At 70.7% G+C, this 21,679-nt stretch carries 21 protein-coding genes; 8 read left to right on the top strand and 13 right to left on the bottom strand.

The annotated features are described in order from the left end of the window. The first annotated feature begins 42 nt into the window (after positions 1 to 42). On the top strand, positions 43 to 678 hold the full coding sequence (locus tag ACE3OG_RS02515) for an HdeD family acid-resistance protein (protein WP_374305805.1): 636 nt from the start codon (positions 43 to 45) through the stop codon (positions 676 to 678). A gap of 4 nt (positions 679 to 682) precedes the next feature. On the opposite strand, the gene ACE3OG_RS02510 is transcribed toward ACE3OG_RS02515, so the two are convergent. From ACE3OG_RS02510 to ACE3OG_RS02485, 6 genes are all read right to left on the bottom strand, one after another. Continuing rightward, positions 683 to 2,545 (bottom strand): CHASE3 domain-containing protein, encoded by a 1,863-nt coding sequence (locus ACE3OG_RS02510; protein WP_374305803.1) that lies wholly within the window; start codon positions 2,543 to 2,545, stop codon positions 683 to 685. A 103-nt stretch (positions 2,546 to 2,648) separates the two neighbouring features. Beyond that, a complete protein-coding gene (locus ACE3OG_RS02505) occupies positions 2,649 to 3,110 on the bottom strand; it encodes a MaoC family dehydratase (RefSeq protein WP_374305801.1) in 462 nt (153 codons plus the stop codon). Between the two features lie 16 nt (positions 3,111 to 3,126). Beyond that, complete coding sequence (locus ACE3OG_RS02500) at positions 3,127 to 3,507, bottom strand: tautomerase family protein (protein ID WP_374305799.1); 381 nt, start codon at positions 3,505 to 3,507, stop codon at positions 3,127 to 3,129. A 69-nt stretch (positions 3,508 to 3,576) separates the two neighbouring features. Continuing rightward, positions 3,577 to 4,011, bottom strand: a complete 435-nt coding sequence (locus tag ACE3OG_RS02495; protein WP_374305797.1) for a hypothetical protein — start codon at positions 4,009 to 4,011, stop codon at positions 3,577 to 3,579. 11 nt (positions 4,012 to 4,022) lie between these two features. Beyond that, positions 4,023 to 4,499 carry a hypothetical protein gene (locus ACE3OG_RS02490; protein ID WP_374305795.1) on the bottom strand — a complete coding sequence of 159 codons (477 nt, stop codon included), beginning with the start codon at positions 4,497 to 4,499 and terminating at the stop codon, positions 4,023 to 4,025. 71 nt (positions 4,500 to 4,570) lie between these two features. After that, on the bottom strand, positions 4,571 to 5,470 hold the full coding sequence (locus ACE3OG_RS02485; RefSeq protein WP_374305792.1) for a LysR family transcriptional regulator: 900 nt from the start codon (positions 5,468 to 5,470) through the stop codon (positions 4,571 to 4,573). 188 nt (positions 5,471 to 5,658) lie between these two features. Between ACE3OG_RS02485 and ACE3OG_RS02480 the strand changes: the two genes are divergently transcribed. From ACE3OG_RS02480 to ACE3OG_RS02470, 3 genes are all read left to right on the top strand, one after another. Further along, positions 5,659 to 6,360, top strand: coding sequence for a pirin family protein (locus ACE3OG_RS02480; RefSeq protein ID WP_374305789.1), 702 nt, complete (start codon positions 5,659 to 5,661; stop codon positions 6,358 to 6,360). A 62-nt stretch (positions 6,361 to 6,422) separates the two neighbouring features. After that, complete coding sequence (wrbA, locus tag ACE3OG_RS02475) at positions 6,423 to 7,022, top strand: NAD(P)H:quinone oxidoreductase (RefSeq protein WP_374305786.1); 600 nt, start codon at positions 6,423 to 6,425, stop codon at positions 7,020 to 7,022. A 139-nt stretch (positions 7,023 to 7,161) separates the two neighbouring features. Continuing rightward, on the top strand, positions 7,162 to 7,476 hold the full coding sequence (locus tag ACE3OG_RS02470) for a DUF2853 family protein (protein WP_374305784.1): 315 nt from the start codon (positions 7,162 to 7,164) through the stop codon (positions 7,474 to 7,476). A 61-nt stretch (positions 7,477 to 7,537) separates the two neighbouring features. Here the strand turns inward: ACE3OG_RS02470 and ACE3OG_RS02465 are convergent, their stop codons facing one another. Further along, positions 7,538 to 8,686, bottom strand: a complete 1,149-nt coding sequence (locus tag ACE3OG_RS02465) for a serine protease (protein ID WP_374305781.1) — start codon at positions 8,684 to 8,686, stop codon at positions 7,538 to 7,540. A gap of 274 nt (positions 8,687 to 8,960) precedes the next feature. Further along, the gene (locus tag ACE3OG_RS02460; protein WP_374305779.1) at positions 8,961 to 9,917 is read right to left on the bottom strand and encodes a hypothetical protein; all 957 of its coding nucleotides are present in this window, start codon (positions 9,915 to 9,917) and stop codon (positions 8,961 to 8,963) included. Between the two features lie 201 nt (positions 9,918 to 10,118). Between ACE3OG_RS02460 and ACE3OG_RS02455 the strand changes: the two genes are divergently transcribed. Next, a complete protein-coding gene (locus tag ACE3OG_RS02455) occupies positions 10,119 to 10,898 on the top strand; it encodes a CDP-diacylglycerol diphosphatase (RefSeq protein ID WP_374305777.1) in 780 nt (259 codons plus the stop codon). Here the strand turns inward: ACE3OG_RS02455 and ACE3OG_RS02450 are convergent. Then, positions 10,873 to 12,660 (bottom strand): di-heme-cytochrome C peroxidase, encoded by a 1,788-nt coding sequence (locus ACE3OG_RS02450; protein ID WP_374305775.1) that lies wholly within the window; start codon positions 12,658 to 12,660, stop codon positions 10,873 to 10,875. The two genes, ACE3OG_RS02455 and ACE3OG_RS02450, sit on opposite strands and share 26 nt — an antisense overlap. Positions 12,661 to 12,829: 169 nt before the next feature. On the opposite strand from ACE3OG_RS02450, the gene ACE3OG_RS02445 reads away from it, so the two are divergent. Further along, complete coding sequence (locus tag ACE3OG_RS02445) at positions 12,830 to 13,906, top strand: catalase family protein (protein ID WP_374305773.1); 1,077 nt, start codon at positions 12,830 to 12,832, stop codon at positions 13,904 to 13,906. On the opposite strand, the gene ACE3OG_RS02440 is transcribed toward ACE3OG_RS02445, so the two are convergent. Beyond that, positions 13,878 to 17,006 carry an AAA family ATPase gene (locus ACE3OG_RS02440; RefSeq protein ID WP_374305770.1) on the bottom strand — a complete coding sequence of 1,043 codons (3,129 nt, stop codon included), beginning with the start codon at positions 17,004 to 17,006 and terminating at the stop codon, positions 13,878 to 13,880. The two genes, ACE3OG_RS02445 and ACE3OG_RS02440, sit on opposite strands and share 29 nt — an antisense overlap. Positions 17,007 to 17,381: 375 nt before the next feature. On the opposite strand from ACE3OG_RS02440, the gene ACE3OG_RS02435 reads away from it, so the two are divergent. Next, entirely contained in the window at positions 17,382 to 17,603 is a 222-nt protein-coding gene (locus ACE3OG_RS02435; protein ID WP_374305768.1) for a hypothetical protein, read from the top strand. Beyond that, entirely contained in the window at positions 17,600 to 17,845 is a 246-nt protein-coding gene (locus ACE3OG_RS02430; RefSeq protein WP_374305765.1) for a hypothetical protein, read from the top strand. The genes ACE3OG_RS02435 and ACE3OG_RS02430 overlap by 4 nt, the downstream gene beginning before the upstream one ends. Here the strand turns inward: ACE3OG_RS02430 and ACE3OG_RS02425 are convergent. From ACE3OG_RS02425 to ACE3OG_RS02415, 3 genes are all read right to left on the bottom strand, one after another. Next, complete coding sequence (locus ACE3OG_RS02425; protein WP_374305763.1) at positions 17,826 to 19,265, bottom strand: undecaprenyl-phosphate glucose phosphotransferase; 1,440 nt, start codon at positions 19,263 to 19,265, stop codon at positions 17,826 to 17,828. The two genes, ACE3OG_RS02430 and ACE3OG_RS02425, sit on opposite strands and share 20 nt — an antisense overlap. Before the next feature lie 49 nt (positions 19,266 to 19,314). After that, entirely contained in the window at positions 19,315 to 20,124 is an 810-nt protein-coding gene (locus ACE3OG_RS02420) for a hypothetical protein (protein ID WP_374305761.1), read from the bottom strand. A gap of 139 nt (positions 20,125 to 20,263) precedes the next feature. Then, on the bottom strand, positions 20,264 to 21,601 hold the full coding sequence (locus tag ACE3OG_RS02415) for a hypothetical protein (RefSeq protein WP_374305758.1): 1,338 nt from the start codon (positions 21,599 to 21,601) through the stop codon (positions 20,264 to 20,266). Between the last annotated feature and the right edge of the window lie 78 nt (positions 21,602 to 21,679).

Raw genomic sequence — 21,679 nt, 5'->3', positions numbered from 1 at the left:
CGAGGGCCGGAAACGCCCGCGCGCAGACCAAGGGAGCCCCTCATGACTAACCCGCCCAGCGCCTCTACGCCTTCCGGCCTGCCGGATCCGGCCGTTCTTCCGACCTCGCTCGCCCGCGCCATGGGCGGGCACTGGAAATGGATTCTCGCCGAAGGCGTGCTGCTGCTCGTGCTCGGCGTGCTCGCCGTGCTGACCCCGTTCGTCGCCGGCGTCGCGACGGCGCTGTTCGTCGGCTGGCTGTTCCTGTTCTCAGGCGTCGTCGGCCTCGTCGTGTCGTTCCAGTCGCGCGGCGACCCGGGCTTCTGGTGGGGCGTGTTCTCCTCGGCGATCGCGCTGCTCGCCGGCCTCGCCCTGCTGTTCAATCCGATCGGCGGCCTGTTCACCCTGACCTTCGTGCTGATCGCCTACTTCCTGATCGACGGCGTGCTCACCATCCTGCTCGGCCTCGAGCAGAAGAAGGCCCTCGCGACCGGCTGGGGATGGGTCGTGGCGAGCGGCGTCGTCGACCTCGTGCTCGCGGTTCTGGTGATTCTCGGCCTGCCCGGCTCGTTCCTGTGGGCGGTCGGCCTCATCGTCGGAATCGACCTCGCCTTCGGCGGCGCCTCGATCATCGGGATCGCGCTCGCCGCGCGCAGGGCGTTCGAGGAGCCCCACGCGGGCGCCGCACGGCCGGCCTGAGCGCTCAGACCTTTCGCGAAAGCGCCGCCCGCGCCTTGCGGGCGAGCTGCTCCAGCGTGAAGGGCTTCGGCAGAAAATCGACGTCGTGGTCGAGCACGCCGTTGTGCACCACCGCGTTGCGGCTGAAGCCCGTGGTGTAGATCACCCTGAGCCCCGGCCGTCTGGCGATTGCCGCCTCGGCCAGCTTGCGTCCGTTCATCTCGGGCATCACAACGTCGGTGAACATCAGCGCGACGTCGTCGCGCTCGTCGAGGATGCGCAGCGCGCTCAAAGGGTCGCCGGCCTCGACCGCCGTATAGCCGAGGTCGCGGAATGCCTCCGCCGACATGCGCAGCAGCCGCTCCTCGTCCTCGACGACGAGGACGACGATCTCCGGCGCGCCGAGCGGAAGCGCCGCGTCGTCGCTCGGCGCCGGCGCCGGCGCGATGGCCTCGCCGAAATAGCGCGGCAGATAGATCTTCATCGAGGTGCCCTCGCCGTCCTCGGTGTAGATCTTGATATGGCCGTCCGACTGCTTGACGAAGCCGAACACCTGGCTGAGGCCGAGCCCCGTGCCCTTGCCCGCCGATTTCGTCGTGAAGAACGGGTCGAAGGCGCGCGCCACGACTTCCGGCGTCATGCCCGAGCCAGTGTCGGTGACGCTGACGAGCACATATTGGCCCGCCCGCACGCCGATGTGGCGCGCGGCGTAGGGGTCGTCGAGGAAGGCGTTGGCGGTCTCGATCGTCAGCCGTCCGCCGCCCGGCATGGCGTCGCGGGCGTTCACCGCGAGGTTGAGCAGCGCGCTCTCGAGCTCGCTCGGATCGACGCGGGCGCGCCACAGGCCGCCCGAGAGCACGGTCTCGACCCTGACGGCGTCGCCCAGCGTGCGGCGCAGGAGGTCCGACATGCCGGCGATGAAGGCGTTGCAGTCGACCGGCTGCGGCGCGAGCGGCTGCTGGCGCGCGAAGGCGAGCAGGCGATGGGTGAGCGCCGCGCCGCGCTGCGCGCCGTCGAGCGCGGCGTCGACGAATTTCATGACGTTGGCCTCGCCGCGCTCGAGCCGGCGCTTCATCAGGTTGAGGGCGCCGATCACCACCGCCAGCATGTTGTTGAAGTCATGCGCCACGCCGCCGGTGAGCTGGCCGATCGCCTCGAGCTTCTGCGACTGCCGCAATTGCGCCTCGAGCGCCTCCTTCTGGCGCATCTCCTCGCGGATGCGGACGTTGGCCGCCGCGGTCTGCGCCTCGGCCAGCGCGGTCGCGGTCACGAGCCGCCAGCCGTCGCGCAGGATGCGCGCGCCGAGCGCCAAGGTGAGAAGGAGGGCGCAGACGACGCCCCAACGGGCGAGATTGGCGGTGCGCAGCGTGTTGGCGAGGCGCTCGTCGAGCAGCGCCTGCTGACGCGACTTGATCCGCTCGATCAGCTCGCGCGCGCGGTCCATCAGCCGCTTGCCTTCGTCGGTCTCGACGATGAGGCGCGCGCCGTTCCTGTCGCCGTTCGCGGTAAGGTCTATGATGCGCTTGAGCTCGGCGAACTTGAGGCCGACGACGGTCTCGAGCTCCTGGATGTCCCGCGCCATGGCCGGATCGCCGGTTGGCCGGCGCAGCGGCTCGCTCAGCGCCGCGAAGTTTCGCGTCGCCGCCTCGTAGGGCTCGAGATAGCTCGTCCTGCCCGTCAGCAGATAGCCGCGCTGCCCGGTCTCGGCGTCGCGCAGCAGCGCGCCGAGCTCCGCCGTCTTGACCTCGAGTTCGAGCGAGGCGCGCACCTTCGCCTGATCCGATTCGAGCAGGGACACGAGCGCGATCGCCGCGACGATGACGCCGAGCAGGAGGAGCAGCACGATGAGGATCGGAGCGACCGAGCGCTTGCGCAGGGACATCGGCATGGCGCGGCCTGGATGCGCGGGGATGGCCGGAGCCCGCCGGTCCGGGCGGGCGCGGGAAGGAAAGACTACGCCGCGCGCGGGCGTTCCGACAAGCGGTCCCGCCTCAGCCCGCCGGCCGGCGCGGCGCGACGACTTTCATCGTCATCTCCTGCACCAGCTCGCCATTTTGGTTGTAGGTGCGGCTCACCAGCGTCGCGAGGCCGCGCTCCGGCCTCGAGCGCGACGGCGCGACCTCAACCACTTCGCTCTCGACGCGCAGCACGTCGCCCGGACGCACCGGGCGTGGCCACCTGATCTCGCCGCCGGCGCCGATGATCCCGCCGGCGATCGGCGCCCCGCCCTGCGACAAGAGCTTCATGGTGATCGCCGCCGTATGCCAGCCGCTGGCGGCGAGGCCGCCGAACAGCGAGGCTTTCGCCGCCTCCTCGTCGAGGTGGAAAGGCTGCGGATCGTAGAGCTTCGCGAAGGCCTTGATCTCGTCCGCGTCGACGCTCCGCTCGACGCTTGAAAAGGTCATTCCCGGGCGCAGGTCTTCAAGATAATGAAGCTTCCCCGGCTCGCTCATGCGCCGTCTCCGCGCCTCAGGCGTATTGCGCCTCGCCGTCGCCGAAGGACCAGTTCTCCTTGGCCGTCTCGACGAGGCCTATGAAGACGTCCTGGCGCCGCAGGCCGAGCCGCTCGTGAAGCCCGTCGGCGACCGCCTTGTAGAAGGCCTTCTTCATCTCGACGCTGCGTCCGGCGTTGAGCGTCGCCTGGATGACGACGCAGTCCTGCGTGCGCTCGACGCCGAGATAGGTCCGGTCGACGATGAAATCGTTCGGCCTATGCTCGGAGACGATCTGGAAGCGGTCGTTCTCCGGCACGTTCAGCGTCGCGCGCATCGCCTCGTAGACGACCTCGCCGATGGTTCGACGATAAGCTTCCGTCTTGCCGACGACGAGATCGATGCGGACGAACGGCATGGGCGCGGACCTCCTGTGAGCCGCCCTCGGCTTAAGCCGTCGCCGCGCCGATGTCGAGAGAGGCGCAGCTCACGCGTCAAGCTCGATCGCGGCGATCAACAGCTCATGCGCCCGGACCGCCGCGCGCAAGGCGCGCGCGAGGCGGCGCTCGTCGTCGCTCCGCTCCGGCATGCGCGCGGCGAGCGGGCGCAGCCTCGCCGCCGAGCGGCGCGCCTCGAAGGCGAGCGCCGCCGCGCCGACGCCCTCGCGCGCGCCGGCTGCGCTCTCCGGCGGTCCCGACTCGGACCCGGCGGCCGCTCGGGCGAGCCGCGCCGCCCGCGCCGCAAGCCCCGCGGGCGCGGCCCCCTGCTCCCGCGCCGCGCGCGCGAGCCGGACGCAGGCCGCGGCGCAGGCGGAAAGTTCGGCGCGCGCGCCGGGCAGATCGCCCGCGCCGAGCAGGCCCATGTAGAGCGCGTCCGCCTCATGCGCGAGGCAGGCGGGGGACGAGAACGCGTCTTCGCCCATGGCGCGCCTCCCTAGAACGGGCTCCAGCCCTGGCTTCCGGCGACGGCGCCGAAGATCACGACGAAAGAGAGCGTGAGCAGGACGCGGTGGACGCGGATGAGCGCGCGCAGTGCGCCCTGCGGGTCGCGCCGGCCCCAGTCGGCGAAGACGCGATGGAAAAACAGCGGCTCGCCGACGAACAGCAGGAACGCGAAGATCAGCCAGACGAAGACCATGGCGTGCATCCACCAGAACTCGGCGTGCGAGAAACGCGCGAAGGCGTCGAGGCGCGCCGTCATGTAGAGGCCGCTCGCGCCTGCGCCGAGCACGGCGAGCCTCGCCACGGCCGAGAAGCGGCGCTCGACCGCCTCGAAGCCCTTGAAGGCGTCGGCGCCGAGCTCCCCGCGCCGCGCCGCCGGCAGCACCTGCAGCGTGATCATCGAGACGCCGCCGATCCACACGACGATCGATAGCACATGGATCGCGCGGGCGAGGGCTAGGTCGAACATTTTTGCTCCTGCGGTCGGCCGGGATTTAAGCGAAGCCGCCGCGCCCGTCGTTGCGCGGCGGCAAGCGTCCCTCAACGCCGAGCGAGGCGCCGGCTGAGAAAATCGGCCAGAAGCTCGATGCGCGCCGGACGCGGACCGCCGGGCGGCGTGACGAGGAATAATGAGCCCTGCGGCGTCGTCCAGTCGGAAAGGATGCGCTCGAGCCGTCCTGCGGCGATCTCGTCCTCGACGATGAAGGCGGGCAGGACGCCGACGCCGAGCCCGGCGACGAGGGCGGGAACGAGCGCGTCGCCGTTGTTGGCGCGCAGCCTCCCCTTGGGGCGCACCAGCGCCTCCTCGCCGGCCTTGTTCGTGAAGCGCCACAGGTCCGGCGTCGCGAGATAGGCGTAGCCGAGGCAGGCATGGTCGGCGAGATGGCCGGGATGGGTCGGCCGGCCGGCCCGCTCCAGATAGGCGGGAGCGGCGACGATCCGCACGGGGACGGCGCACAGCCTTTTGGCGACCAGCGCGGAATCGGGCAGCGTGCCGATGCGCAGCGCCGCGTCGAAGCCCTCCCCGATGAGGTCGACGCGCGCGTCGGAGAGATGCAGGTCGACGGCGACCTGTGGATGGAGGGCGAGGAATTCCGGCAGGATCGGCGCAACCTCGCGCAGGCCGAAGGACATGGGCGCGGCGAGGCGGACGAGGCCCCGCGGCGCCGCCGAGCGTAGCGCGCATTCGGCCTCCGCCGCCTCGGCCTCCTCGAGCACCCGCCGCGCGCGTTCGGCGAGCTGACGGCCCGAATCGGTCAGGGCGAGGCGGCGCGAGCTGCGCGTCAGGAGCTGCGCGCCGACGCGGGCCTCGAGCCGCGCCAGCGCCTTGGAGACGGTCGGCGCCGAGAGGCCGAGCTCGGCCGCCGCCTGCGCGAGCGAGCGCGTTTCGGCGATTTTCGCGAAGATCGCGAGGCCTTCGAGGTCGGGCAGCTTGGACATCGGCGTCCTGAACGCAATTTTTGGAAAGAATGACTTTCAAAGCTTTCTATTTTTTATTCCTGCGCGATCGCTAGATTTCCATCGACACGAGCGGCGCGAATGGCTCGAGCCGAAGCGCCGCGGCGGAGGCGGCTCCTCCGCCATCCTTGAGCACCGGGCGGTCCAACCCCGCCCAAAGGAGAGCGAACATGATCGAACGCAGACCTTTCGAGGCGCTCGGCGGCGCCGACCATGGCTGGCTGAAGGCGAAGCATCATTTCTCCTTCGCAAGCTATCATGATCCGAAGCGCATGGGCGTCGGCGCCCTGCGCGTGTGGAACGACGACGAGATCGCCCCCAACACGGGCTTCCCGCCGCATCCGCACAGGGACATGGAGATCATCACCTATGTCCGCGAGGGCGCGATCACCCATCAGGACAGCCTCGGCAACGCCGGCCGCACCAACGCCGGCGACGTGCAGGTGATGAGCGCGGGATCGGGCATCCGCCACGCCGAATATAATCTCGAGCCGCAGGCGACGCGCCTGTTCCAGATCTGGATCGAGCCGACCCGCTCCGGCGGCCAGCCGACCTGGGGCGCAAAGCCTTTCCCGCGCGGCGAACGCGCCGGCAAGCTCGCGACGCTGGCGAGCGGCTTTCCCGAGGACGAAGGCGCCCTGCCGATCCGCGCCGAGGCGCGGGTGCTCGGCGCGACCCTGAAGAAGGGCGAGAGCGTCGATTACGAGATCGGCGCGGCGCGAAAAGGCTATCTCGTGCCGGCCGCCGGCGCGGTCGAGGTCAACGGGGTGCGGCTCGAGGCCCGCGACGGCGGCGCGATCGAGAACGAGGAGAAAGTGACCATCACCGCGCTCGAGGACGCCGAGATCGTGCTGGTCGACGCTGCGGCGTAACGCGAAGGGCGCCCGCCCGCGGGCGGGCGCCTCCCAGATGGATGGCGTCGAGGAGGAGTGAAATGGCGAAGGTTCTGGTTCTTTATTATTCGGCTTATGGACATATCGAGGCGATGGCCGAGGCCGTCGCGGAAGGCGCGCGCGCGGCGGGCGCGCAGGTCGACGTCAAGCGCGCGCCCGAGCTCGTTCCGCGCGAGATCGCGGAAAAATCGCATTTCAAGCTCGATCAGAAGGCGCCGGTCGCCACGGTCGCCGAACTCGCCGACTATGACGCCATCGTCGTCGGCACGGGCACGCGCTTCGGGCGCATGAGCTCGCAGATGGCCAATTTCCTCGACCAGGCCGGCGGATTGTGGGCGCGCGGCGCCCTCAACGGCAAGGTCGGCGCCGCCTTCGCCTCCACGGCGACGCAGCACGGCGGGCAGGAGACGACGCTGTTCTCGATCATCACCAACCTTCTGCACTTCGGCATGGTGATCGTCGGCCTCGACTACGGCTATGGCGCGCAGATGACGCTGGACGAGATCACCGGCGGCGCGCCCTATGGCGCGACCACGATCGCCGGCGGAGACGGCTCGCGCCAGCCGAGCGCGATCGAGCTCGACGGCGCGCGCTACCAGGGCCGCAAGGTCGCGCAGACGGCGATCAAGCTGTTCGGCTGACGCCGGCGCCGCCGCCGAGCCGCGGACGTTCCCGCCCGCGGCTCGGCGGCGCGCCTGCTTGACGCCCGGAGCGAATCATGAGGAGCTTCGCTCGGCGAAGCTCGCGCCGCACGGCGCGCCGGGCCGCAGGGAGGTCGAGATGAGCGATTATCGCGCGGACGTCGAGAAATACGCCAAAAAGCCGATCAACGAGAAGGCGCTCGCCGCGCTCGAGCACACCTACAGGCTGGTCCTGAGCAAGGCCGACTCGCGTTACGTCGCCTGCTCGGACCCTGAAGAGCTCGCGCGGGTGAAGGAGAATTTCCTGAAGAAGAAACTCGGCCTCGCCGAGGGAGATCTCGACGGGGCGCTGAAAGGCGTCTGCGAGGCGATGAAGGCCGACCGCACCAAGTCGCGGCTGACGTTCTACTACCTGCTCGCCGAGCATTTCGACAAGCTCGACGCGCTCGCCTGAGGCGCGCCTCGCCGGCCGGAGGGCTCCCCGGCCGGCGCGCGTCGTCTTACTGCTTGCTCGTCTAGCACACCTGCGGCGTCGCCGCGCACTGCGCGTTGACGAGCGCGACGATGTTGGTCGTGGTGTAGGCAGACGCGCCCTGCTCCTTCGGCAGGGTCGAGGTATAGCCCCAGCTCGTCGATCCGACGATGACGTTGTTGTTGCCTTCCGAGCCGAACGACGTGCCGTTGAGCACCGGCGCGACGCCGAGGTTGACGACCCACGGGCCGCCGCTCGAGCCGCCCGTCTGCAGCGAGCCGATGACCGTGTTGTTCGACGCGCTGGAGGTCGTGACGCCTTGCGAGTCGGTGCGCTCCATCAGCGCGCCGCTGTCAAGCGCCACCGGATAGCCGAGCTGCGTGATCAGCGCGATGCCGCTGTTGGTGAAGCCGTAGCCGTTCCATCCGTAGCCGAACCAGCCGGTGCGCGTTCCGGGATAGACGTTGCTCGTCGGGTTGAGGGCGATGACGGCGACGTCGTTCTGACAGACGACGCCCTTCGTCGCGCAGGAGTCGGTGCCTTTGAAATAGCTCGTCAGCACGCGCGCCTGGCGGCCGGTGTAGCTGCCGTAGGGCGCCGCTCCGTTGCTGTAGGCCGGCACATAGGTGAAGCCTGTGTAGAACTGGCTCTTGCCGAAGTTGGACACGCAATGGGCGGCGGTCGCGAGGAGACCGGGCTTGATCAGCGCCGCCGAGCATACATAGGAGCTCGTGCCGATCTTGAAGAACAGCTTGCCGGCCGCGCGGAACGGATAATAATTCGCGGTGACGTTGCCGACCGCGTTCACCCGCGCCGTCGTGTAGGGATGGTTGTTGGTGCCGAACTCCTGCGGCGAGACGCCGGCGTTCGCGGCGGCTTTCGACGTAAGGTTGAGCGCCGGGGCGAGGCGCACGGGGGCGAGGGCGCCATTGCCGCCGCCGCCGCGCTCGAAGCCCGGCGCGCCGACGGCCGCGGCGGCCGCAAAGCCCGCAGCGGAGGCGGCGAACTCCTTGGAGACGGTCGGCATCGGCATCGGTTTGGCGTTGGCGAAATCAATGCCTCCCGAGGAGGCCACCGCCGCCGCGACGACGTCGGGCGTCGCGACCGTTTGCGCCTGCGCGGCGCCCGCAAGGGCGGACGCGGCGACTACGGCCGCGGCGCCGGTTCGCAAATGAGCAAAAAAAACTGACATCTATCCCTCCAAATTATTGTGGTTGTCGCCGTATCCCGGCGGCGTTCCGAACGCCCGGCGCCCGTGTAAGGCGCGGTCCGCGCGTTTCAGTGAGTTATAGCGCGTTTCGAAGCCGCGCCTTTTGAAGTTTTGCTTATGAAGCTGTTATCTCAGCCGTCCGGCCGCTCGACTGTGCGCGCACGCACGCGGACGCCGGACATGCGCCGTCGGAGCGGCGCATCGAGCCTCGCGCAGGCGCGGTAAAAAGCCGTTTCGCGGATGAAGAGGATTTGGTCTAAGCCCGCAGAAAGCCGTCGCGGCTGCGCGAGCCCGCGGCCGACGACCGTATCTGGCGGACGGTGTCTTCGGCCGCCGAAAGGGCGAAGACGGGGACGTCCAATTCGCGCTCGACCGCGAGGGTGGCGTTCGCTTGCGCGTCGGCGAGGTCGAACAGCCGGCGGCGGACGAGGCCGTCGCCGAATTCGAGGTCGATGAGCACCTCTCCCCGGCTCACCACGACCCCGTCCGCATGCGAGAGATCCAGCGCGAAGGGATCGTAGACATAGATCGCATGCAGATCGTTCTCCGCCGCAATCTCCCGCAGGAGCCTGCGCGTCGTTTCGCCATGACCGGAAAAATCGCTGACGACGACGACCCTCGCCCCGCGGACGAGCGAGGCGCGGCGCAGCGCGGCCTCGAGCTGCTGCGGCGAACGCGGCGCGGACGGCAGGGCCCGGAGCTCGGCGTTCTGCGCGGCGAGCGCCTTGACGACCTGCATCGCCGCGCCGCCGCCGCGACGCGGTTCGATCGCCTCGATCGTGGAATCGTTGAAGACGACGCCGCCGACCGCCGCTCCGCCCTCAAGACCCCGCCAGAGACAGAAGGCGGCGGCTTCGGCGGCCGCGACCGATTTCAGCGACCTGCTGCGCGCGCCCTGGAACATGGACAGGCGCTGGTCGACGACGATGAGGAGCGGCGGCTCGGGCGCCTCGCCGGCGACGCGCGCCGTCTCCGCAGGCGGCGCTTCGCCCATGAGGCCGAATTCGTAGAACCCGCTGGCCGCCAGGTCGTCGTTCGAGGGCCTGTCCCCCCTTGCGGGAAACAGCCGCTGCGTGCGGCCCCGGCTCGAGATCGCCGCGTCGCGCGCGGCGCCGCGCAGCGCCACCAGATCGGAAACGGAGGCGTAGAGCCCATATCCGGAGGATGAAGAGGCCTCCCGCGTGCGACGCGGCCCATAGGACCTGCTGACCACTGCGCAAGACGCTCTCATTGTGTCCCCTTGTTGGACGACCTCGCAAGCGCGGCGCTCGGGCTGGGCGCAAACGCTTTTCGCATTGCAGCGCAACTTTAAGCGGCGCCTTAAATTGACGCAAGAGCGGCGATCGCCGAAACCTGCGTTTCGGCGCCGCGTCCCATGGTCGCGCCGTTCCGATCTCGCGACCAGAGGTGAAATATGCCTGGATTGTCACGGCTCCGCTGCGCCGCCATCCTTCTCGCCGCGCTCTGCGTCGGCGCGAACGCGCCGGAGGAGAGCCCCGACGCGCTGTGGATGATCGTCGACCGGCTGTGCGCGCCGGCCGAGCGGCTTCTCGGCAGCCCCGCTCCCTGCGCGAAAGTCGATCTTTCGGGCGGCTCCGCGAAGGGATGGGCGGTGCTGAAGGATCTCGTCGGAAAGACGCAGTTCCTGCTCATCCCCACGCGGCGCATGTCCGGCGTCGAGGACCCGCGGCTCGTCGAGGCCGGCGCGCCGAACTACTGGGCCCCCGCCTGGAGCGCGCGCGTCTTCATGGAGAAGGCCGCGGGCCGGCCGCTCGCGCGCGGCGACGTCTCGCTGGCGATCAACGGCGCCGGCGCGCGCACGCAGGATCAGCTGCACATCCATATCGACTGCCCCCGCGCCGACGTCGCGCGCGAGCTGGCGGCGCGCCTCGGCGAGATCGGCGACGCGTTCGGCGACTTCTCCCTGCGCGGCGAGACCTATCGCGCCCGCTTCGTCGAGGGGGAGGAGCTGCGCCTCGATCCGTTCCACCTCGTCGCGGCGGACGGCCCCTCGGCGCCGCTGAAGGACAATTCGCTGGCGCTGTTCGGCGTCGAGCGGCCGGACAGCGCGCCGGGATTCGTGCTGCTCGCGCGCAAGGCGCCGGGCGGGGCCGCCCATCTTGAGGACCTGCAGGACCATCGCTGCGCGATCCTCGGCGCGACGCCGCCTAAAGCTGCTTCAGATATTCGATGAGCGCGCGGCGGTCGGCGTCGTCGAGGTCCGTTCCATACTCATGGCCGCAGCGGCTGTCGCCCGAAAGGACGTCCTCGCAGCCCGTCGTCGTCAGCGTCGTCGCCCCGTCCGGCTGGGTCTCGGCGAGGCCGACCTTCTCGACGTCGTAGGCCGGGCCGACGCTGAAGCTCGCCCGCCTTTGCGCAGCGGGCTTCAGCAGATCGTCGAGGCTCGCGACCGAGCCGTTGTGCAGGTAGGGCGCGGCCGCCCAGATTCCATAAAGCACGCGCGCCTCATAGGGGAATTTCGTCGCCGGCTGGTCGAAGCCCTTGCTTAGCTCCTTGATGTGCTGGATCGACCTGAAGGCGCCCTGCAGTCCGTCGAGGCTTGGCGGCAGGTTGCCGCTGCGAAGGCGCGGCAGCAGCGCCAGCGGATTTTGCAGCGTCTCGCGCAGATGGTTCTGCAGGATCGAGCCGAGCGTCGCGACGGCGAGCACGTCGACGGCGAAGGCGTCGGGCGCGAGCGGCTGGACGAGGCCGGGGATCTGCGCGCCCTCCAGCGCGCCGGGGTTCGCCCGGCGCGTCAGGACGAGATATTCGGCCCGGTCCGTGCCGACGTCGGCGAGGCAGGTGCGCCAGGTCTTCACGTTGGGAAACTGCGTCTGCCCCGGCGCCTCGCCATGGCACTGCGCGCAGCGGCTTTCAAACAGGCCGGCGCCCTTTTCGACCAGCGCGGCGTCAAGCGGGCCGAACGGCCATTTCGGCGGGTCGATCAGCCGCATCCAGCGCTCGAGCTTGGCGAGCCCGTCGAAATTAGCCGAGTTCTTCGACAGATAGTCATATTGGAGAAGGGGATGCAGCGCCGGCGACTTCGCCGGCTCGAACGCGGCGAAGACGCCGAGCACCTCGCCAAGATTGCGCGGCAGGGCGAGAATGTCGCTGCCGTTGTCGGCGAAGCCCGGCCATTGCGTCTTGTCCTGGCGCGCCGCGTTCCACAGGAAGGGATAGCGCGTCGGCGCGCCGGCGCGATGGATGTTGTCGGCGATGAGGCGGGTCGGGTCCTCGCCGAGGTCGAGCCCGGTCAACCGGTTGAAGATCATCGACACGGCGTCGAGGCGCCCCCGCCCCCACGTGACGCCGTCGAGCGCGCGCGAGATCAGCGCGTGATAACGCCCGCTCCACGCGGCGAGGTCGAGGCGCAGCGTCTCGACGTCGATGGCGTCGGGATCCGGCACGCCGAGCGCCTCCGGCGCGAAGACGGCGAAGGCCGCCGGGTCGCGCAGAACCCTCAGCGCGGCCTCGTCGAGATCGACGAGGAAGCGCTGGAAATCGGCGAGCGCCGGGCCGCCGTCGATGCGGCGGGTTTCGCCCCCGACCGAAATCTCGCGCGTGTGGCAGGCGGCGCAGGTGACGCCGACGAACCTCGCGCCGCTCGTGCCCGAAACGTGGAAGCCGACCGGCAGCCCCTCCGGGTTGGCCGGACTGACCGGGTTGGGCAGGTAGAAATAGCGGGCGAGGCCGTCCTCGAGGAAGGGGCGCCCGTCCGTCGTTTTCAGCGCCCGCATCCAGGCGAGCGGCATGATGCGCGAGCCCTGGTCCTGGCTGTAGAATTCGTCGCGCACGATGGCCCATTGCGCGCTGTGATCCTCGCGGGCCGCGGCCTGCGTCTGCGGCCGCGCGCAGGCGGCGGGCGCCGCGTCGTCGGCCGCCCTCGCCTCATGGAGCGCGCAGGACGAGGCGAGCGCGGCGGCGAGGAATGCGGCGCGCGGACGAAATCTTCTCATGACGAACGTCCTGAAAAACGTGGGGCGCGCCAGGGGTCGACGCCGGAACAAAGGGCTTGCCAAGTCAATCAAAGCCGCTCAACCTGAAGTCGGCTGCGGCGCGCCGGGTCGTGGCCTGATGATTTTCAGACCGATTCGATTGTTTGGCAAGAGCCGACCGCCACCAGTCATGACTTATGTCATCTACGACGACGCCGTCGAAGCGCGCCCATCGAACGAGGAGGCGGTGATCGCGCGCGCGCTCGCCGCGACGGCGCGGATCGACCGGGAGACGTATGAGGCCGCCCGTCACGGGCTGCGCCAGGCGCACGCCAAGAATCAGGGCGTGCTGAAGGGCGAGCTCGTCGTCTACGACAATCCGCCGCCCTTCGCGCAGGGGTTGTTCGCCGCAGCGAAGACCTATCCGCTGTTGCTGCGTTTTTCGACGGCGCCCGGCCGCATCCATTCCGACCGGGCGCCGAGCAACGTCGGCATGGCGCTGAAAATCCTCGGCGTCGAAGGCGAGAAGGCCGACCCGCGCGACCAGAGCGCCAACCATGACCTCCTGCTCGTCAACAGTCCCGTCTATCTCGGCACGGCGAAGAAATATCTCGACGCGCTGCCGGTCATCGAAGGCGCGAACAAGGCGCCGGACTGGCTGCTGCGTTCGATCAACGCCGGCGCCCGTCTCGCGCGCGCCGGACTCGAGGCGTTCGGCGCCGAGCCGCCGATCATGCTGCGCGCCGCCTCGGCCCCGCCGAACCACATTCTCGGCGAGACCTTCCACTCGATGGCGGCGCTGCGCTACGGCGGCCATATCGCCAAGTTCCGCGCCCGCCCGCTTTCGCCCGAAGTCCGGGAGCTGACCGGCGTGCAGGCGGATTCGTCCGACACGATCCAGCGCGACCTCGTCGCGAGGTTCTTCGCCGCGCAGGGCGCCGAGTACGAGCTCTGCGCGCAGCTCTGCGTCGACCTGAAGCGCATGCCGGTCGAGGACGCCTCGACGCTCTGGCCGGACGAATTGTCGCCGCCGCGGCCGATCGCCAGGATCGTCCTGCCGGCGCAGGACGCGGCGAGCGCGGCGCGGCTTCCCTTCGCCGACGACCGGCTGTCGTTCAATCCGTGGCGCTGCCTCGCCGCGCACCGTCCGCTCGGCTCGGTCATGCGGCTGCGCCAAAAGGTCTATGCGCAGTCGAGCGGCGACCGCTTCACGCTCAACGGCGCGGAGCCGGTCGAGCCTACCCTTCTCGCGCAGATTCCCGATTGAGCCGGCCGCCGGCGCGGGCCTCGCGCTCGCACGCCTCGAGGAAGGCCGCGCGCGACGGATCGCCCTCGTTGAGGCCGGCGGCGAGAGCCTCGACGAGGGCCCGCCCTTTCGCCCGCAAATCCCCGGCGCGCGAAAGCTCGCCACGGCCGGCGAAGAATTCGGCCGCCGAGAAATAGAGCCGCCAGGCGGCGAGCGGCAGCTCGGCCGCCTCGACGAGCGCGAGCCCTGCGTCGAACTCGCGCGCCGCCGCCTCGCCGTCGCCTTCGAGCGCTTCGACCTCGCCGAGCGCGCGATGGGCGAGCGCGAGATAGGTGCGCTCGCCCTGCAGCGCGGCGAAGTCGCGCTGGCGCGAGGCGGCGCGCCGCGCGCCGGAAAGGTCGCCGCTTTCGAGCGCGAGCCGCGTCAGGCAGTCGAGGTGCTGGGGAAAGAAGGAGGTGTCCATCGGCGCTCCGCCGACGATCTTGACCTCGATCGCGGCGAGTTGCCGGCGCGCCTCCTCGTAGTCGCCGAGCCCGACGGCGGCGCGCATCAGGAGGTTGCGGATCAGGAAGAAGTTGAACGGATTCTTCTCGATCTCGGGATCGACGCAGGCGAGCGCCCCCGCCCGCGCGCCGGCGTAATCGAGCGCCTCGGCGCGCAGCCAGGCGATCGACAATTCGCTCAGCGCCGCCGCCTGCCGGTTGGCGTTGCGGCGGCTCATGGCGAGCGCGGCCGAAGCACCGTCGTTGAGCCGGCTCCACTCGCCGAGATAGAGCAGCGCGAAGGATTCCAGCATGTTGTAGATGGCGAACAGATAGACGTCGCCGATCGCCTGCGCCATGCCCTGCGCCGCCTGCGCGCACTCGGCGCAGGCGCGATACTCCGACGTCAGAAACTGCAGCACCATGTCGATCGAGCGACGCCGCAGCACGACGTGCGGATCCTTCGAATCGGCGCAGGCGCGCATCGCCTCGTGGCAGATCTGCGCCTGCTCGCGGCTCCAGCCCTCGAGCAGCAGGCTCAGATTGGCGCAATTGCCGCGCACCACCGCGCGCATCGCCGGGTCGTCGAGCGTCTGCGCCTTGCGCGCCGCCTCGCGCGCGAGCTCCAGGCAGCGGCTGCGGTCGACGTAGAGGCTGAACCGGGAAAGGTCCATGAGGCCGGCGACCTCGGCGGCCGTCTGTCCCGCCTCGGCGGCGCAGGCGTTCATCACCGAGAGGTCGACGAGCGAGCCGGCGAGGTCGCCGGCCGAGCGGCGCGCCCAGCCGCGCTTGTTGAGCAAAAGCAGCCGTGCGGCGAGCCGGTCCTCGTCGGGCGGCAGACGCTCGACGAGCCCGAGGGCACGGGTGAGATAGGCGCCGGCCTCCTGGTTCGAGAAGCGCTTGGTCGAGGCGTCGGCGGCGTCGGCGAGATAGCGCACGGCGCGGGCGTAGTCGCGCCCCTCCTCGAAATGGAGGGCGAGGACGGCGGCGATCTCGGCGCTGCGCGCGCCGAAGCCGCGCTCGAGGGTCAGCCCGAGCTGGCGGTGCAGCAGGACGCGGCGGCCGGGCGAGAGCCGCTGATGGATCGCCTCCTGATAAAGGGCGTGGCGGAAGGCGTATCGGCCGGAGACGGTGCCGTCCGGCCATTCGGCGACGCCGTCGGCGGCGACGATCTGCGCCTTGCGCGCCAGCTCCTCGAAGATCAGCTCGGTCTCGCCGCCGTCCTTCGCGAGCGCGCCGGCGACGGCCGCCGCGGCGAATTCGGCGCCGACCGCGCTCGCCGCCTCGAGCGCGCGCTGGTCCTCGACCGAAAGCGCGTCGATCTGCCGCTCGATCATCTCGCTGAGGTCGCGCGGCATTCCCCTCTGCGAGACGCTCTTGCCCGGCGCGAGGCGAAAGCCGCCCTCGACGCGCACGATCTCGCCGCGGTCGAGGAAATAGTCGACGAGGGAGACGACGAACAGCGGATGGCCGCCGGTGCGCCGGCGCAGCGTCGGCGCGAGCGCGTGGGCGAGCTCGGCGGAGCCGAGGCGCAGCGTCAGGTGGCGCTCGATTTCGGCGAGCGACAGCGCGCTCAGGGCGATTTCGGCGCAGCGGCCATGGATCTGCAGCTCCTGGTGCAGGGCGCGCGTCGGATGGCCGCCGACGACGACGTCGACGGGCCGATAGGTCGCGACCACCATCGCCGCCGCCCGCTGGCTGCGCTGCGCGAAGCGCGACAGCACGTCGAGCGTCGCGTAGTCGCTCCAGTGCAGGTCCTCGACGACGAGCAGGAAGGGGCGCGTCTGGCCGAGCGCCTCGACGAGCTCGCAGAATTCGCGGATCATGCGCTCGCGCGAGGCGCCGAACGTCTCGCTCTTCAGCGCCGACGCGTCGCGGCCGGGAATCTGGCCCGGCAGCTGGGCGAGCCAGGTCGGCGCGCGCTCGCGCAGGACGGAGAGGACGAGCGCGCCGTCCTGCCCGGCGCAGGCGTCGGCGAGGGCCTCGTTCAGGGGCAGGAACGCCTCGTCCGTGCCGAAATGCTCGATGCAGCGGCCGACCAGCACGCCGACGTCGCGGCCGGCGAGGCGGCGCGCCAGCATCTCGACGAAAGTGGTCTTGCCGAGCCCGCCCTCGCCGGTGACGAACAGGATCTGGCGGCGTCCCCATTCGGCCTGCTCGAAGCGGCGTTCGGCCTCGGCGAGCGCGTCCTCGCGGCCGACCCACCATTGCGCCCGCGCGGCGGCGCGCGGCGTCTGCTGGACCAGCGGCTCGGCGCGCCGCATCTGCGGCTCGGGCGTGGCGACCGGCTCGGCGAGGACGGCGACCGGCGCGATGAAGCGGTAGCCGCGGCGCGGCGCGGTCTCGACGAAGCGCGGCGACTTGCTGTCGTCGCCGAGCGCGAGGCGCAGCGCGTTGATCGAGACGGAGAGGCTCGATTCGGTGACGTGGAGGTTGGACCAGACGGCGTCGAGAAGCTCGTCCTTGGTGACGAGCGCGCCGGCGCGCTCCACGAGATGGCAGAGCACCGCGAAAGGCTTGGGCGGCAGGTTGACGCGCTCCTGGCCGCGCCAGAGCAGCGCGTTGGCGCGGTCCAGCACGAATTCGCCGAACGACAGACTCTCCAGCTTCCCCCCCGTTCGCCGCCGTTCGATCTGCACCTTGGCCCCATCCGTCCAAACTTAAGAATAACCTAACGTCGCCTTAAGGACGAGCCGGGCCCCGCAGCCTATCACAGGTAGCAGATTTCAGGGTCGTCGGGGCAAGGGCTGAAGCCGAGCCAGCCTTGGACGGCTGGAGATCCGGCGCAAGGCGCCTGAGAGGATTGTCGCCAAGGCATTGATGCGAGCGCTGGAGACGAGAAGCTCGTAAATTCCTTTAAGCACGTTCTCATACTTCCGCTCCTGCGCGTTCGCCAGCGGACGCGCAGGAGCCTTCGCCTCGGAGCGCGCCGCAGCGGCGCTTGTCTCACGGCGAGAAGCGGGAACGCCGGCGCGACGCGTCGTCCCGCTTCCAACTTCGAAGAGGAGGACGTAATGATCGACGAAGCGACTCTTTCCGTTACGACCTTCGCGAGCCTGCGCCAGTGGCGCGAGGCGGCGTTCTGGGCGGCCGCCTTCATCGGCGCCGCCGCGCTGATGAGCGCGCTCGTCTGGGCGCAGGGGGATTTCCAGCGTTTCCGGATCGAGACGGCGATCGCCAAGATGTTCGCCGACGCGCAGGACGCCCCGGCCGCGCCGGACGCCGGCGGGCGATGAAGGCGGCGATTCGATTCGAGCGTCAGGCCGCCGCCGCCCGGCCGCTCCCCTCCTCGCGCCTGCGCGCCGCGGAGGCGCTCTGCGCGCGGCGGGCGCCTTCGACGGAAGGCGTCGCGGCGGCGCAGACGGCGGCGGCGCAGCTCGGGCGGCTCGCCGAGGCGTCGATCTCCGCCGGTGCGCTTCTCGCGAGGCTCTCGGCCGGCTGCGCCTCGACGAATGGGCCTAATAGGCGCGGGAGCTGAAGATTTCGCGCGCCATCGTCAGCAGCATGATCTTGAGGTCGAAGGCCGCCGACCAGTTGTCGATGTAATAGAGATCGCAGCGCACCCGATTCTCGATCGCCTCGATCGTCGCCGTCTCGCCGCGCCAGCCGTTGACCTGCGCCCAGCCCGTGACGCCGGGCTTCACCTTGTGGCGCACGGCGTATTGCTTGACGACGTCGGCGAACAGGCGGTCGGCCGCCTTTGTGTTCGGCGCGTGCGGCCGCGGGCCGACCAGCGACATGCTTCCGTCGAGGACGTTGAACAGCTGCGGCAGCTCGTCGAGGCTGAGCCGGCGCATCCATTTGCCGACGCGCGTGACGCGCGGATCGTCGCGTCCGGTCTGGCGGTCGGCCAGAAGGTCCGTCATGTCGACGCGCATGGTGCGGAACTTGTAGCAAGTGAACAGCCGGTTGTTGAAGCCGAGGCGCGGCTGGCGGAACAGGACCGGCCCGGGGCTGTCGAGCTTCACGGCGAGCGCGAGGACGGCCATCAGCGGCGAGAGCAGGACGAGGGCCAGCGCGCCGAGTCCGTAGTCGAGGCAGGCCTTCTTGACGGCGCGCCAGTCCTTCATCGGGTTTTCGCCGACGGAGATCACCGGATTGGCCCCGACCGCGGCGAACTGGCGTCCCTGATAGGCGAGTCCGGCGAGGTCGGTCGTCAGGCACACGTCGGCCACCGCGCTCGAGAGCTGGCCGAGAATGTGCGCGATGCGTTCGACCGCGCCGAGCGGCAGGGCGACGGCGATCACGTCGACGCGCCGCTCGCGGCTGTCGCGCAGGAGGTCGGCGACGGAGCCGAGCACCGGGACGCCGGCGTGGACGCGCGGCGCCCGCCCGGAGGCGAGGCGGTCGTCGTAGACGCCGACGACCTCGAAGGCGTCGGGCTCCGCCTGCAGGCGGCGGATGAACTCGCGGCTGAAGTCGCTCACCGCGACGACCGCCACGCGGCGGCGGAAGACCCCGCTGCGCGTCCAGCGCCGCGTCAGCGTGGCGAGGCCGGCGCGCGAGACGGCGAGCAGACCGGCCGAGGCGAAGGTGAGGGCGAAGGGAAAGAGCCGCTGCGCCGCGCCGGCCGTCCCGGCGAGAAAAAGGCAGAGCGCCGACGCCGCGCCGGCGAGCGCGCAGGCCTTGAGAATGGCGCCCGCCTGCGCACGCAGGCGGCGCAGCCGGTCGAGCGCGTAGGCGTCCTCGGCCGACAGGAGCGCCGCGCCCGCCGCCGCGCCGGCGAGCCCGGCGAGGCTCGTCGACCCCTCGAAAGACGCGCCGGCGAGCGCGGCGGCGAGCGGCGCCGCGCACAACAGCGTCGCGACGTCGAGGGCCTGCGCCAGGCCGCGAAGGACAGGCGCCGAAAGCGCGCTGAGGCGCGCGCCTTCGACGCGCGGTTCGACAAGGCTCGCCATGATCGTTCAGAAGCTCCGGTGCGTTGCTTGAAATCCGTGCGGCCCGCGCTCAGAGGCCGCCGGCCCGGAACCCGGCCGCGGCGTCCCAGCCTCGCGCCGGCGGGAAAGGCGCCGCGTCGCTCTCCTGCTCCTCGGCGTCGAGCGCCTCGTGGCGGGAGAGGTCGATCAGGAAGGGCCGGCCGCGCCGCGCGTGAAGCTCGTCGAGCGGCGCGGCGAAGCGCCGCGTCGGCCCGCGGCGCAGGCCGAGCGAGGCGCCGTAGGGCGGATCGCCGCCGGGCCTGGCGGCGAGCGCGGCCCGGCCCCGCGCGTCGACGCAAAGCGCGCCGAGCGGAGGATCGCAGGCGATCCAGTCGTCCCGGTGCTCGCGGTGGAAACGCATCAGCGCGCAGCTCCAGATCTCGTCCATGTCGAGCGAGGTCTGGAACCACGCCTCATAGGCCTCGGGGCGCCAGTCGCGCAGCGTGTCGCAGGCGAGGTCGTAGAGCGAGCGCGCGCCGTCGCCTGCGGGCAGCGGGTCGAATATGCGCGGAAAGACGACGGCGACGCCCGCCCATTCCACCGCGTCGCCATACCAGCCGTCATGGCTGCGCAGGTAATGCGGCAGCGCCCTCTGGCGGGCGGCCGAGAGGCGGTAGCCAGCGCGGCGGCCTGCGCGAAACCACAGGAGGCCCGGCGCGAGGAGAGCGGCCTCCGCGACCTCGCCCCAGGGCGAGCGCGCCGGCGCAGGCTCGGCCCGACGCAGGAGCGGCGAGAGCCTGCGCCGGAGTCCGTCCCAGGGCCGGCGCGAAGCCGCGGCGCCCGAGGAGCCGAAGAGCGCCGGCGCGCGAAGGTTTTCGGCGTCGAGCGTGATGTCCGTCATCGCCTGCTCCCATAGCCCGTCGCCCGGGCGCCGCCGCGGCGGCCGCCCCGCGCGAGTTCGTCGAAGATGGACGAACTTTAGAGGCTGGGCTGTGAGCGCCGGCTTTCGCGCTTCGCTCGACTTTGAAGCTTCGACGGATTCACTGGCAGGCGCCCGAGAGGTCGAAATCGGCCGGCTCGCCGCCGCCTTCCGGCGTCACCTTGCGCAGCGAAAAGCGCGTCGGCCCGCGCCGCGCGCCGGCCTCGAGCTCGACGATCATCACGTTCTTCCAGATCTTCGGCGCGCCGCGCGCCGAGAAGCCGCCCTCGACGGCCGCCTCTCCCGCCGTGATCGGCCGGTCGAACAGCACGAACAGCGCGCCCTCGCCGCAGGGCGGGCGTCCCGGCTCGCTCAGCCTGAGGTCGGACTGGCCTTTCTTGAGGTCGCCCCCCGGCCGCACAAAGGCGTCGAGCACGGCGAGCGGGGCGCCGGGCGCGGGCGGCATGACGGCGTTCTCGACATAGTAGCGCCAGGCGCGCGCCGCGCGCTCGCCCGGCAGCCAGACGAAATCGCGCGGATCGGCGAATTTTTCGCGCGGGGCGGCGACGATGGCGGCCATGCGCTCGTCGTCGCCGCCGAGCGGCGCGCGCGGCGCCTGCGGCCCCTCGACGTCATAGGCGGCGAGCCAGCCGGCGTGATTGCGCCAGCTCGGCAGGAGCGCCGGCCCGTCCTTCGGCGGCGCGCCCGGCAGGCGCGCGGCGAGCGTTTCGTCGAGCCAGAGCGCCATGAAGGAATAATCGACCCTGTTGCGGTAGGCGTAATGCGCCCCGCCGTGCCAGTGGCCGAGCTGGGCGGCGACGGTGATCGGCGCGCCGTCCCGCGCCCGCGCCTTCGCATAGGCGTCATGGGAGATCGCCGGCGACAGGTCCTGCACGTTCGTTTTCAGGCCGCCATAGAAATCGCCGGGGTCGGACAAGAAGAGATGCGGCGTCCACAACGGCGGCGTGAAGGGCGGCCGGTCGATCTCGTCGAGGCCGACGACGGCCAGCACGCGCTGCGGCGCCCTGGACTCGTCGGGATTGGAGAGGAGCGGGCTCGAGGCGGTCCGCGCCGCGGCGGCGGCGGAAGCCGAGAAGCCGAACAGCACGACGGGAAGATGCGCGAACTCCGGCCGCTCGGGAAAGCGGCGGGCGCCGGCGGCGAGCGCGTCGAGAATCTTTTGCGCGCTCTTGTCCTGGACGTTCCAGTCGAGCGGCAGGTTCAGGATGACCGCGTCGTATTTTTCCGCGAGCGCGCGCCAGGACGGATCGTCGTCGCGCAGGACGTTCGCGCTGGCGTTGACGAAGGCGGCGCGCAGAGGCCGGTCGAAATTTACGATCAGCGCCTGCGCTTCGCCAAGTCGTCCGCGCCAGATTCGCTCCGCCTGCGCCGCCGCCGGCTGGGCCGCGGCCAGCAAGGCGAGGAGCAGCGCGCGCAGTTTCGACGTCCATGTCCTCATGCGGCGTCCTCCGTGAGATGGGATCGGCGCCGCGACCTTAAGGGAGGCGCGCCGACGCCTCCAGAGGCGTTCCGCGTT

It is taken from the genome of Methylocella sp., assembly GCF_041905455.1.
Lineage (GTDB): Bacteria > Pseudomonadota > Alphaproteobacteria > Rhizobiales > Beijerinckiaceae > Methylocapsa.
This window is presented reverse-complemented; position numbering and strand designations above follow the sequence as displayed.